The sequence below is a fragment of the Metabacillus endolithicus genome (assembly GCF_023078335.1).
In the GTDB taxonomy this organism is placed as follows: Bacteria; Bacillota; Bacilli; order Bacillales; family Bacillaceae; genus Metabacillus; species Metabacillus endolithicus.
In genome coordinates, this window is the sequence record NZ_CP095550.1 from 4,656,234 (window position 1) to 4,668,869 (window position 12,636).

Annotated in this window: 12 protein-coding genes and 3 pseudogenes; all 15 read left to right on the forward strand. The window is 35.1% G+C overall.

The genetic code is table 11. The annotated features are described in order from the left end of the window. Nucleotides 1–13: 13 nt before the first annotated feature. The 15 genes and pseudogenes from MVE64_RS23615 (at nucleotide 14) to MVE64_RS23685 (ending at nucleotide 12,632) form a co-directional block, all read left to right on the forward strand. Nucleotides 14–1,564 (forward strand): flagellar hook-basal body complex protein, encoded by a 1,551-nt coding sequence (locus MVE64_RS23615; protein WP_247341687.1) that lies wholly within the window; start codon nucleotides 14–16, stop codon nucleotides 1,562–1,564. Nucleotides 1,565–1,613: 49 nt separating this feature from the next. Beyond that, a complete protein-coding gene (locus tag MVE64_RS23620; protein ID WP_098796300.1) occupies nucleotides 1,614–1,835 on the forward strand; it encodes a flagellar FlbD family protein in 222 nt (73 codons plus the stop codon). After that, entirely contained in the window at nucleotides 1,828–2,256 is a 429-nt protein-coding gene (gene fliL / locus MVE64_RS23625; RefSeq protein WP_247341689.1) for a flagellar basal body-associated protein FliL, read from the forward strand. Before MVE64_RS23620 ends, fliL begins: the two co-directional genes overlap by 8 nt. Before the next feature lie 36 nt (nucleotides 2,257–2,292). Beyond that, the gene (fliM, locus tag MVE64_RS23630) at nucleotides 2,293–3,291 is read left to right on the forward strand and encodes a flagellar motor switch protein FliM (RefSeq protein ID WP_247341692.1); all 999 of its coding nucleotides are present in this window, start codon (nucleotides 2,293–2,295) and stop codon (nucleotides 3,289–3,291) included. Beyond that, complete coding sequence (gene fliY, locus MVE64_RS23635) at nucleotides 3,281–4,540, forward strand: flagellar motor switch phosphatase FliY (protein WP_247341694.1); 1,260 nt, start codon at nucleotides 3,281–3,283, stop codon at nucleotides 4,538–4,540. Before fliM ends, fliY begins: the two co-directional genes overlap by 11 nt. Before the next feature lie 25 nt (nucleotides 4,541–4,565). Next, a complete protein-coding gene (locus MVE64_RS23640) occupies nucleotides 4,566–4,928 on the forward strand; it encodes a response regulator (protein ID WP_098796304.1) in 363 nt (120 codons plus the stop codon). A gap of 13 nt (nucleotides 4,929–4,941) precedes the next feature. Further along, the gene (locus tag MVE64_RS23645) at nucleotides 4,942–5,634 is read left to right on the forward strand and encodes a flagellar biosynthetic protein FliO (RefSeq protein ID WP_247341697.1); all 693 of its coding nucleotides are present in this window, start codon (nucleotides 4,942–4,944) and stop codon (nucleotides 5,632–5,634) included. Next, complete coding sequence (fliP, locus tag MVE64_RS23650; RefSeq protein ID WP_098796306.1) at nucleotides 5,627–6,292, forward strand: flagellar type III secretion system pore protein FliP; 666 nt, start codon at nucleotides 5,627–5,629, stop codon at nucleotides 6,290–6,292. The genes MVE64_RS23645 and fliP overlap by 8 nt, the downstream gene beginning before the upstream one ends. A gap of 15 nt (nucleotides 6,293–6,307) precedes the next feature. After that, nucleotides 6,308–6,585: pseudogene (gene fliQ / locus MVE64_RS23655) on the forward strand (flagellar biosynthesis protein FliQ). Beyond that, nucleotides 6,582–7,373 (forward strand): flagellar biosynthetic protein FliR, encoded by a 792-nt coding sequence (gene fliR, locus MVE64_RS23660; RefSeq protein ID WP_247341700.1) that lies wholly within the window; start codon nucleotides 6,582–6,584, stop codon nucleotides 7,371–7,373. The pseudogene fliQ and the gene fliR overlap by 4 nt, the downstream one beginning before the upstream one ends. Next, nucleotides 7,360–8,438, forward strand: a pseudogene (gene flhB, locus MVE64_RS23665) (flagellar biosynthesis protein FlhB). The gene fliR and the pseudogene flhB overlap by 14 nt, the downstream one beginning before the upstream one ends. A gap of 132 nt (nucleotides 8,439–8,570) precedes the next feature. Then, nucleotides 8,571–10,605: pseudogene (gene flhA / locus MVE64_RS23670) on the forward strand (flagellar biosynthesis protein FlhA). Next, the gene (flhF, locus tag MVE64_RS23675) at nucleotides 10,602–11,762 is read left to right on the forward strand and encodes a flagellar biosynthesis GTPase FlhF (protein ID WP_247341703.1); all 1,161 of its coding nucleotides are present in this window, start codon (nucleotides 10,602–10,604) and stop codon (nucleotides 11,760–11,762) included. Before flhA ends, flhF begins: the two are co-directional and overlap by 4 nt. 4 nt (nucleotides 11,763–11,766) lie before the next feature. Continuing rightward, complete coding sequence (locus tag MVE64_RS23680) at nucleotides 11,767–12,408, forward strand: P-loop NTPase (protein WP_247341706.1); 642 nt, start codon at nucleotides 11,767–11,769, stop codon at nucleotides 12,406–12,408. Then, the gene (locus MVE64_RS23685) at nucleotides 12,405–12,632 is read left to right on the forward strand and encodes a MinD/ParA family ATP-binding protein (protein WP_247341709.1); all 228 of its coding nucleotides are present in this window, start codon (nucleotides 12,405–12,407) and stop codon (nucleotides 12,630–12,632) included. The genes MVE64_RS23680 and MVE64_RS23685 overlap by 4 nt, the downstream gene beginning before the upstream one ends. Nucleotides 12,633–12,636: the final 4 nt, after the last annotated feature.

Sequence of the window (12,636 nt, forward strand, 5' to 3'; positions counted from 1 at the left end):
GAGAGAAAAGTTAATGTTACGTTCAATGTACTCAGGTATCAGTGGTATGAAAAACTTTCAAATGAAGCTAGATGTTATCGGAAATAACATCGCAAACGTAAATACGTACGGTTATAAAAAATCACGTACAACATTTAAAGATTTAATCAGTCAGCAAATTTCAGGTGCTGGTGCAGCAAACGGTGCCCGTGGGGGAACAAACGCACAGCAAGTTGGTTTAGGTACGCAGGCTTCATCAATTGACGTAATTCATACAACAGGTGCAACTCAAACAACAGCAAGAACACTGGACTTAGCACTATCAGGTGATGGTTTCTTCCCAGTAGCTACGATCTCAGATTTAGCTCGTGTTGGTGTTGACCGTGGTAACCAAATGGGGAATAACGTTATAACAGGTGCAATTGACCGTGCGATGGATCTTAGTTATACAAGAGCTGGGAACTTTTATATGGATGATAGAGGGTATTTAGTTACATCTGATGGATTGTATTTAGTGGGTGAGACTGGTGAGAAAACACTTCCGACTCCAGCTGAAATTACAAAAGGAAATACAGCTTTAACTGCTATAAATGTATTTGAAACATCATATAAAAATATGCTTGACGCTACAAAAGTACTTGAGAACAAAGCGAACACATTATTAACAGCATATACAGAGTATGAAGATGCATTGACTACAGGTAATAGTGTTGCTTCAGCTTATACTGCAATGGATACTGCATATGAGGATTTCCATGATTATGTAAATAGTAACGGATCATATAATGGAAGTGGCTTTAATACTGTCGCTAATTCATTTTATAATGCTAATGGTGGAACACCAACAGGATCTGTTGTTACGCTAAATAATAGTATAAACACTTTTAACGGTGCACCTGTAAGTGAAATTGTTAGCCAAGTAAGTACAATTGTTTCAAACCTAATTACTCCACCAACTACAAATCCAGATCCAGATTATGCGGCAGCACCTGCTGGTCCGACTGGAGGAACTTATGTTGCATTAAATAGTACTGATGTAGACAAGATAAAAGCACTTTTAGATAAAGTAACAAACTTTAAAGTAGATTTAGATCAAGTAGCTCAATCAGTTGTCACATACGAAAATGCAGCGGAAAACTTACTGAAACCTAAATGGTCTGACAGCCTAAGCGGAGAAGCGGGCCTAATCCAAATCCCACTTGACGCTCAAAGCTTCTCAATCGGCCCAGATGGAACTGTTACATTTGTTAACAGCAGTGGTCAATTAAATGTAGCTGGTCAAATTCGCCTAGCCAACTTTGCTAACGCAGGTGGTCTTGAAAAAGCAGGTGGAAACTTATTCAGAGAATCTTCTAACTCAGGGAAAGTTGATAAAAATGCTAATGGGATTCAATTAGACGAGCTTTTCGCACCAGGTACTGACGGAGTTGCTTCAATTGTAGCCGGCGCACTTGAAATGTCAAATGTTGACTTATCAGAAGAATTTACTGAAATGATCGTAGCTCAACGTGGGTTCCAATCAAATACAAAAATAATTACAACTTCAGACGAAATACTTCAAGAACTAGTGAACCTAAAACGTTAATAAGGGGGAAGGGGCTGATATTTAGCTCGGCTACTCAGCTCCTGTAAATATGATTCAAGTTACTAGATTGAATGGTAAATCATTTACCTTGAATGCATTATATATTGAGGTAATTGAATCATTTCCTGACACAACAATTACTCTAACAAATGGTCACAAATATGTTGTGAAGGAGAATGAACAAGAGGTTCGAACAAAGATCTCTTCCTTCTATAGAAATATAAATGTATTGTCGCTGAGAAAAGACTCGGAGGTCTTGGAAGATGAATAAGAAGCTTTTAACGATAATGCTTGTCATTATAAGTTCTATAACATTAATTGGAGTTACAGCCTTAGTTGTTGTTACAAAATTTCTTGGAGATGAAGATGAGCATAAAGCACCTCCAATTAAAGAGGTGGTTGAGGCATCCGTAGATATACCGGAAATAACCACAAATTTATCCAGTGGTAATATAGTACGCTTATCATTTAAAATTGAAACAGACTCAAAGAAAGCCAAGGAAGAATTACTTCAACGTGAGTTTCAAGTTCGCGATATTATCATTTCCGAATTGGCTAATATGAACGCGGATCAGCTCGATGGTGCTGAAGGCATGAATAAACTAAAAGAAACAATTACTGTGAAAGTTAACGAATTGATGCAAGAAGGCAAGGTCAATAAGGTTTATACCACTTCCTATATCCTTCAATAATAAATTACTAACAAATTTTAGTGGGAGGTGAAAACTTTGGCAGGTGATATTTTATCACAAAGTGAAATTGATGCCTTGCTATCTGCTATTTCAACAGGTGAGATGGATGCAGATGAATTAAAAAAGGAAGAATCCAATAAAAAAGTTAAGGTTTATGATTTTAAACGTGCTTTGCGATTCTCAAAAGATCAAATTCGAAGTTTAACCCGAATTCATGACAACTTTGCGAGACTATTAACAACACACTTTTCAGCTCAATTAAGAACGTATATACAAATAACTGTAGGTTCTGTTGACCAATTACCATATGAAGAATTTATACGATCTATTCCAAAGATGACTGTTTTAAATATATTCGAAGTTCACCCTTTGGAAGGTAGAGTATTAATGGAAGTGAATCCTAATATAGCATACGCTATGATGGATCGAATTATGGGTGGTATCGGTGCAAGTGTTAATAAAATTGAAAATCTAACTGAGATAGAAACAAAAATTATTTCAAATATCTTTGAAAAATCACTAGAAAACTACCAAGAAGCTTGGGATTCTTTAGTTGAAATTGATCCTGTAATGGCAGATTTTGAAGTGAACCCTCAGTTTTTACAGATGGTTTCTCCAAATGAAACAGTTGTTGTTATATCATTGAATATTCAAGTTGGAGAAACGAGCGGAATGATAAATTTATGTATCCCGCATGTTGTTTTGGAACCAATTATCCCGAAGCTTTCTGTACATTATTGGATGCAGTCTGATCGTAAAGAGCCGAAGCAAAACGAGATTGATGCTTTGAAAAAGCAAATTAATCTTGCTGATCTCACAGTGTCTGCAGAATTGGGGTCATCTGATTTATCTATTCAAGATTTTCTTCAATTACAACCTGGAGACGTCATTCAATTAGATCGTACCATCGATCAACCATTGGTGGTTAAAATAGGTGACAAGCCAAAGTTTACTGGACAACCAGGGAAATTAAACAAAAAATTAGCGGTTCAAATTATTGACCACTTATCGAGAGGTGACGAAGATGGTGAGTAATGATATGCTATCTCAGGATGAAATTGATGCTTTATTAAAAGGATCAAGCGTTGACGAAGAAGAAACTCCTGCTGATACAAATGACAAAGCTGAACTAAAGAACGAAGATTACTTTAGTGATATGGAAGAAGATGCCATTGGTGAAATTGGAAACATTTCTTTCGGTAGTTCTGCAACAGCTTTATCTACACTACTTCAACAAAAGGTTGAAATTACAACACCGAGTGTTTCAGTTGTTCATAAAAATAAACTTGGAGATCAATTCCAACATCCTTATGTGGCAATTGAGGTTAATTATACAGAGGGATTTTCTGGAAGTAACATTTTAGTCATTAAACAAAGTGATGCAGCCATTATTGCTGATTTAATGATGGGTGGAGATGGAACAAATCCTGATGATATGCTTGGGGACATTCAAGTAAGTGCTGTTCAGGAAGCAATGAACCAAATGATGGGTTCAGCCGCAACATCAATGTCTACTATCTTCAATAAAAAAGTAGACATTTCACCCCCAACAGTTGAGCTTCTAGATGTAAATGAGACTGAGGATGCTAATACTATTCCAAATGAAGACTTGTTAGTTCAGGTATCATTTAGACTGAAAATCGGTACATTGATTGATTCGAATATTATGCAATTATTACCTTTATATTTTGCTAAAGATTTAATTGATCAATTAATTAACCCATCACAAGAGGTTGCTGTTACAGCTGAAGCGGTGAAAGAGGAAGAGACTATTCCTCAGCCAACAGTTCAGCACCAACAATATGAAGAACCAGTTCCACAACAACCAATGTATCAACAACAGCAGCAGTCTTATGAACAACCAATGTATCAACAAACACAACAACCATATATGGGGCAGCCTAATCAGCAGATGCATGCTCCACCACCACAATATGCTCAACCACAGAGACCTCAGCCGACAGTTAATGTTAAGCCAGCTGAATTTGCAAGTTTTGAGCCTGTACAATATCAACAACAGGATATTCAAAATCTTGATATGCTTTTAGACATCCCTCTAAAAGTAACAGTTGAACTTGGTAGAACAAAACGTTCTGTAAAGGAAATTCTTGAACTATCATCTGGTTCTATTATTGAATTGGACAAGTTAGCTGGTGAGCATGTTGATATTTTAGTTAACAATAAAATTGTGGCTAAAGGTGAAGTCGTTGTTATTGATGAGAATTTTGGAGTACGTGTTACGGATATTATTAGTCAATCTGAACGTTTAAACAAACTTAAATAATTAATATAGTAGGAGTGGGGAAACTATGGCACACAAGATTATGATTGTAGACGATGCAGCTTTTATGAGAATGATGATTAAAGATATTTTAACTAAAAACGGATATGAAGTAGTTGCTGAAGCAGCAGATGGAGCTCAAGCTGTAGAAAAATACAAAGAACTTCAACCAGACTTGGTAACAATGGATATTACAATGCCTGAAATGGATGGGATCGCAGCGTTAAAAGAAATAAAGAAATTAAACAGCAATGCAAAAGTTATTATGTGTTCAGCGATGGGGCAGCAAGCAATGGTTATTGATGCAATCCAAGCTGGAGCAAAGGATTTTATTGTTAAGCCATTCCAAGCAGACCGTGTATTAGAGGCGATTGGAAAAACTTTAAGCTAAAGGTGGAGTGACATTGCTTCGTAGAAACTACGTCATCTTGATTTTATTAGCTCTTATTTTATTCTCTCCGCAAGCTGCATCAAATGTGCTTGCGGAGGATTCTTCGAACAAAAGTGTATATGAAAATTTGAATGATGAAGAACAAACGCAAAAAACTGACGAGACAAACATTATTGAAGATGAGCAAGTAAGTCCGGATGAAAATGTTCAAGGTGATGCTTTATCTGTCACTGCATTTGATTTTATTAAAATGTTCTTTGCGCTTGGAATCGTTCTTTTTCTCGTCTATTTTTTATTAAAGTTTGTTACAAAGCGAAACAGAGTTTTTCAGCAAGGACAAGCAATTGTTAATCTTGGTGGTACAAATGTAGGGCAAAACAAATCAGTACAGATGGTGAAAATAGGTGACAGAGTTTTAGTTGTTGGTGTAGGAGAGTCAATTTCTCTGTTAACGGAAATCAATGATGAAGAAGAAAGTAAGAAGATTATTCAGGAGTTTGAGCAAAAGCAAGAACGAGTTGTTGAATCAAAAGACTTAATACAAAAAGTGTTCTCATTTATTCAACAAGGTGCAAAAGGACAGAAACATAATGAGTCAACAATGACATTTTCAACAAAGTTAAGTGAACAATTGGAAAAAATGAAAAAAGAGCGGACAAAGCAGATTGAGGATATTGAAAGAAAGGGTTTAGACAAGCATGAATGAGTTTATGGAGTTTTTTAACAATAGCAACCCTGAAGATGTCAGCACCTCTGTAAAGCTCCTTTTATTATTAACAGTTTTATCGATAGCACCTAGTATATTAATCTTAATGACTTGTTTTACTAGAATAATAATAGTTTTATCCTTTGTTCGAACGTCACTTGCAACACAATCTATGCCTCCAAATCAAATTTTGATTGGAATCGCGCTATTTCTAACCTTCTTTATAATGGCACCAACCTTTTCACAGGTAAACGAACAGGCGTTAACGCCTCTTTTTAATGAGGAAATTACGTTAGAAGAAGCTTATGATCGAGCTGCTATTCCATTTAAAGAGTTTATGAGTAAACATACAAGGCAAAAAGATTTGGCGTTATTTTTAAACTATGCTGGAATTGAGCAACCAGAATCAGTAGAGGATATTCCTTTAACAGCACTTGTACCCGCTTTTGCCATTAGTGAGATTAAGACAGCATTTCAAATTGGATTTATGATATTTATTCCTTTCCTAGTTATTGATATGGTTGTCGCAAGTATCCTGATGTCAATGGGGATGATGATGCTTCCTCCAGTTATGATTTCATTACCTTTTAAAATATTATTATTTGTTTTAGTTGATGGTTGGTATTTAATTATTAAATCATTGTTACAAAGTTTTTAGAATGGGTGTGAACGAATGAGTTCAGAATTTGTTATTTCCTTAGCAGAAAAAGCCGTATACACAACGTTAATTATTTGTGGACCATTATTACTATTAGCCTTGGTTATCGGTCTTGTTGTTAGTATTTTTCAGGCTACGACTCAAATTCAAGAGCAAACTCTTGCGTTTATCCCGAAAATCGTGGCCGTTTTGGTGGAAATTTAATCTTTTTTGGACCTTGGATGCTTTCTACTCTAGTATCCTATGCACAAGATATATTCGGAAACTTAAATAGGTTTGTGAAACTAGAATGATCACAATACTAGAGAATTATCCGGCTTTTCTTTTGATTTTTATGAGGATTACAGCATTTTTCGTTACAATGCCTTTCTTCTCATACCGCAATATTCCTAATACTCATAAAATTGGTTTTTCCTTCTTTTTAGCGTGGATTATGTTTTTCTCAATAGATCCTCCTGCTATTGAAGTGAATGGGCAATTTATTATGCTGATATTAAAAGAAGTGCTTTTGGGATTAACAATCGGATTTTCAGCGTATTTTATCCTTGCTGCAATACAAATTGCCGGAAGTTTTATTGATTTCCAGATGGGTTTTGCAATAGCAAATGTTATTGATCCGCAAACAGGAGCACAAAGTCCTCTTGTTGGTCAATTTTTATACACATTTGTCCTCTTATTTATGATTACGACAAATGCTCATCATTTATTGCTTGACGGAGTTTTTTATAGCTACCAATTTGTCCCTATAGATCAACCTTTTCTTCCAATGGGTGAAGAAAGTGTGATTGAATTTATTGTTGAGTCATTTAATTCAATGTTTATCATTGCATTTCAAATGTCTATCCCGGTGGTAGGCTCACTATTTTTAGTTGATATTGCTTTAGGGATAGTAGCTAGAACTGTGCCTCAGTTAAACATTTTCGTTGTTGGTTTGCCATTAAAAATTGGTGTAAGTTTTATCATGTTAATTTTAGTTATGGGAGCTTTATTTATGCTGATGCAGCAGTTATTCGAAACAATGACTTATACAATGAGAGGACTTATGGAGTTGTTCGGAGGTGGAGGCAATGAATCTTCTTAGATTAGATTTACAGTTTTTTGCAGGAGAGAAAACGGAAAAAGCCACACCACGAAAAAAGCAAGATGCAAGGAAAAAAGGGCAAGTAGCGAAAAGTGCAGATGTTAATACAGCAATATCACTTTTAGCAATATTTTTATCGTTTTTATTCATTGGCGCATTTATGAGAGATCGTATCCTGCTTATGATGAGAGGAACTTTTCAGGATTATTTGCTTATTGAACTATCAGATCAAAATGTTCATGACTTATTTATTACATTAGCTTATCAGTCTGCTATTATTCTGGCACCTGTAATGGGGGTTGCTTTAGTTGCTGGTATTTTGGCTAATTATTTACAAGTAGGGTTTTTATTTTCAACTGAAGCTATTCAAATGAAGTTAAATAAATTAGATCCAATTCAGGCTTTAAGCGTATTTATTCAATGCGTGCCATTGTTGAATTATTAAAATCATTATTGAAGATTACATTTGTCGGGTTTGTTACTTTTTCTGTTCTTTGGTTAGATATTGAGAATGTTTTACGATTGTCACATATGACAGTTGAACAATCTTTAATATATATTGCTACTTTAACAGTAAAAATGGGGTTGTTTGCCTCAGCAGCTTTATTGCTATTATCACTATTAGACTATCTTTATCAGCGTTATGATTATGAAAAAAACCTAAAAATGTCGAAGCAAGACATAAAGGATGAATATAAAAAATCTGAAGGTGACCCCCTTATTAAATCGAAAATTAAGCAAAGACAACGTGAGATGGCAATGAGACGTATGATGCAGGATGTTCCAAATGCCGATGTAGTCATTACGAACCCCACTCACTATGCGATTGCTTTAAAATATGATGAAACAAAAATGGATGCACCCTTTGTTGTAGCAATGGGCGTGGATCTTGTTGCACAGAAAATAAAAGAAGTTGCTAAAGCAAATGATGTTGTCATGGTGGAAAATCGACCATTGGCAAGGGCCTTATATGCCCAAGTGGATATTGGACAAGCAATTCCTGATGAGTTTTTCCAGGCGGTTGCAGAAATTATTGCCTATGTTTATCAAGCTAAATCAATTTAGTCATAAATTGTTAGTTTTTGATATAAAAGGCTATCTAGAAACTTTATGAAAGATGCCTGAAGTGGAAATCTTAGAAGGTGTGTTAACACAGATAAAGATAGATAGAATGGGTTTTAAGGAGAGATAAACAACATGTCCGGAAAAGATTTATCTGTATTACTTAGTGTTATCTTAATAGTAGCAATGCTGATCATTCCGTTCCCGGCTGGTTATTGAGCTTTTTAATTATCATTAATATTTCTCTTGCATTATTGGTCATTCTTACGTCAATGAATATGAACGAGCCATTACAGTTTTCAATTTTTCCATCTTTGATACTACTTTTAACACTTTTCCGTTTAGGGTTAAATGTTTCAACAACAAGAGCCATTCTTGCCGAAGGAGATGCAGGTAAGGTTGTTGAAACATTTGGTACTTTTGTTACCGGTGGGAATGTTCTTGTAGGTTTTGTTGTTTTTACTATCTTAATTGTGATCCAATTTGTTGTTATTACAAAGGGATCTGAACGTGTATCAGAGGTTGCTGCTCGTTTCACACTCGATGCAATGCCAGGTAAACAAATGAGTATTGATGCTGATTTAAATGCAGGAATGATCTCTGAACAACAGGCACGTGAGCGTCGAGATAAAATTGCAAATGAAGCAGATTTTTATGGAGCAATGGATGGTGCTAGTAAATTCGTTAAAGGTGATGCGATTGCTGGTATTATCATGGTTCTTATAAATATGTTATTTGGAATCATTATTGGTATGATGCAATTAGGAATGCCGATTGGTGAAGCGGCTTCTCATTTTACAATGTTAACAGTTGGAGACGGAATAGTGAGCCAAATACCTGCACTTCTAATCTCAACTGCAACAGGTATTGTTGTAACAAGAGCAGCTTCGGAAGGTAACTTAGGTACTGATATTACTTCACAACTTTTTGCTTATCCGAAAATGCTTTACGTAGCGGCAGGGACGATCTTTCTATTAGGAATCTTTACTCCAATCGGTATTTTATTAACACTACCGATCGCAGGTCTTTTAGCTTTTGGTGGCTATATGATTACAAGATCAAAAGCTCAAGAAATTCCGGATGAAGAAGAGTTGGAACAAGAAATAGAAATGGATGAAATGAAAAGCCTGAGAGTGTGGTAAATCTATTGAATATTGATCCAATTGAATTTGAATTCGGATATGGATTAATTCCTCTTGCCGATACAAATCAAGGTGGGGATCTTTTAGATCGTGTAGTTATGATTCGTAGACAATTAGCTATTGAATTAGGTATCGTTATTCCTGTTGTACGTATACGGGATAACATTCAGTTGCAACCTAATGAGTATCGATTAAAGATAAAAGGAAATGAATTAGCCAAAGGCGAGATTCTTCTTGATCATTATTTAGCAATGGCACCAGGAATTGAAGATGATTCAATTGAAGGAATTGACACCATTGAGCCATCGTTTGGTTTGCCTGCAAAATGGATTACAGAAGAAATGAAGGATACGGCGGAAATGTATGGATATACGGTAGTAGATCCACCATCTGTTGTTTCTACACACATTACAGAGATTATTAAACAACATGCACATGAGCTATTAGGTCGACAAGAAACAAAACAATTAATAGATCACTTAAAAGAATCTTACCCAATTTTAGTGGAAGAAGTAACACCTTCACCACTTGGAATTGGGGATATTCAAAAAGTTCTTGCAAAGCTTTTAAGAGAAAAGGTATCTATACGAAACTTACCAATTATCTTTGAAACATTAGCAGATTTCGGAAAAATGACTTCGGATACTGAACTGTTAGGTGAATATGTTAGACAAGCGTTAGCTAAACAAATTACTTCCCAATATGCTGATCAGGAACAAATGATGAAGGTTGTTACCTTATCAGGTAGGGTAGAAAAACTTATAGCAGAAGGTGTCCAACAAACAGAGCATGGAAATTATTTATCATTAAGCCCGGATGTTTCACAACAACTTATTGAAGCTATAGCAAAAGAAATTGAAATGCTTTCACTTCAACAACAAACACCAATTGTATTATGTTCACCTGCAGTGAGAATGTATGTTAGACAGCTAACAGATCGTTATTTCCCTCAGGTACCTATATTGTCATATAATGAACTAGAAGCAAATGTCGAAGTACAAAGTATCGGGGTGGTAAACGTCGAATGAAGGTAAAAAAATATGTCGCACCATCTATGCAAGAAGCAATGAAAAAAATCCGTGCTGAAATGGGTAATGATGTAGTTATTTTGAATTCCAAAAGTATTCAAACAGGTGGTTTTCTAGGTCTTTTTACTAAAAAAAAGATTGAAGTGATTGCTGCAATGGATCCGGATGTACAAGTAGATCCGCAGCCAAAGAAAGAAACAAAAGCAATTGTTCAAGAAAACACAGTACCACAAACAAAGTTCAATTCTGAGCTAGCAAATCAAAGCACACCAAAACCAGTTGAAAAAGTAACTGATCACAAGCCCCTTTTAGACGAAATAAATGAGTTGAAGCGACTTGTTCAAACCATTTCCAGTGATGAAAAAATGGGACAATACCCTGAACCGCTTCAACTACTTTTACAAAAGATGATCAAACAAGATATTAGTTCATCTATAAGAGCTCAAATTATGGGTGAACTTTTGGAATATTGGTATAACAAAAAGGGTGACGTCACAGTTGAACAGCTATTTAAGAAACAAATGGAACTCTTTGCTAGCCGTATTTCCAATCTTGAGTTTGGTGGAATTTCTTATAAAAAGAAATACATTAATGTTATTGGCCCAACAGGAGTAGGTAAAACAACTACTTTAGCGAAATTAGCAGCTGAATGTGTGTTACAAAAGAAGAAAAAAGTTGCTTTTATCACAACTGACACTTATAGAATTGCGGCTATTGAACAGTTAAAAACATATGCAAAAATTTTAGACGTTCCAATGGAAGTTTGTTATACAATTGAAGATTTTAAAGAAGCTAAAAAGAAACTTTCTATGTATGATTATGTATTTATCGATACTGCAGGACGAAATTTTTTAGAAGAAAAGTATGTTTCTGATTTAGAAAAGATTATTGATTTTAATGAGGAAATGGAAACGTATCTTGTTCTTGCTGCTACAGCAAAATCTTCTGATATGTTAGCGGTATATGAACAATTTTCTGTCATTCCAATAAGTAAACTTATCTTTACAAAGTTAGACGAAACAGCAACAAGAGGAACATTGTTTGATGTCATGATAAAGACAAATAAAGGTATTGCCTATACGACCCATGGTCAAGATGTCCCAGATGATATTGAAGCAGCTACACGAGAACGTATAGTCGAACAAATGTTGAGGTAATCAAATGGTAAATGATCAAGCAGAACGTTTAAGACAAAGACTAAATAGCTTAAAAACTCAAGCCAAGTCAATTGCGGTAATGAGTGGAAAAGGCGGGGTTGGTAAATCAAATTTTTCCCTTAATTTTTCATTGGCTCTACAAAAAGAAAATAAACGAGTTTTATTGTTTGATTTAGATATAGGTATGGGAAACATTGATATCTTAATAGGCGAAAGTTCTAAATATTCAATTGTTGACTTTTTCCAAAAAGATCTATCACTTACTGATATTATTTCAACTGGACCAGATGGATTGGAGTATATTTCTGGTGGCAGTGGGTTAGGAACTATTTTCCAACTTGATGAGACAAAATTCCAACGATTTCTACAGCAGTTAGATCTCTTATTTAAAGTATACGATTATATCATCTTTGATATGGGGGCCGGAATTTCAGAAGATAGTTTGCGCTTTTTACTTTCTGTTGATGAAATTATTGTTATTACAACTCCAGAACCAACATCAATGACTGATGCTTATTCAGCTATTAAACATGTGTGTCTGAACCACCCAACGATACCCTTTTCAATTGTAGTAAATAGGCTTTTAACAAGAAGGTTGGTGACTCTACTTATAGCAGATTCGCACAAACGATTACCCAATTTTTGAGTCGCCAGGTTTCATTATTAGGTATCATACCTGATGATTCAACGATCATGAAAGCTGTTATTGACCAAAAACCAGTATTATTATATCAACCTAATTGTCAAGCTAGTAAAGCTTTAATAACAATTTCAAAGGATTTTATTCGAACAAAGTCAACTGATGTAGAAGTAGTTGATTCAACACCTTTTATATCGAAATTAAAAAATTTCTTCATGAAGGGTAGGTAAACAA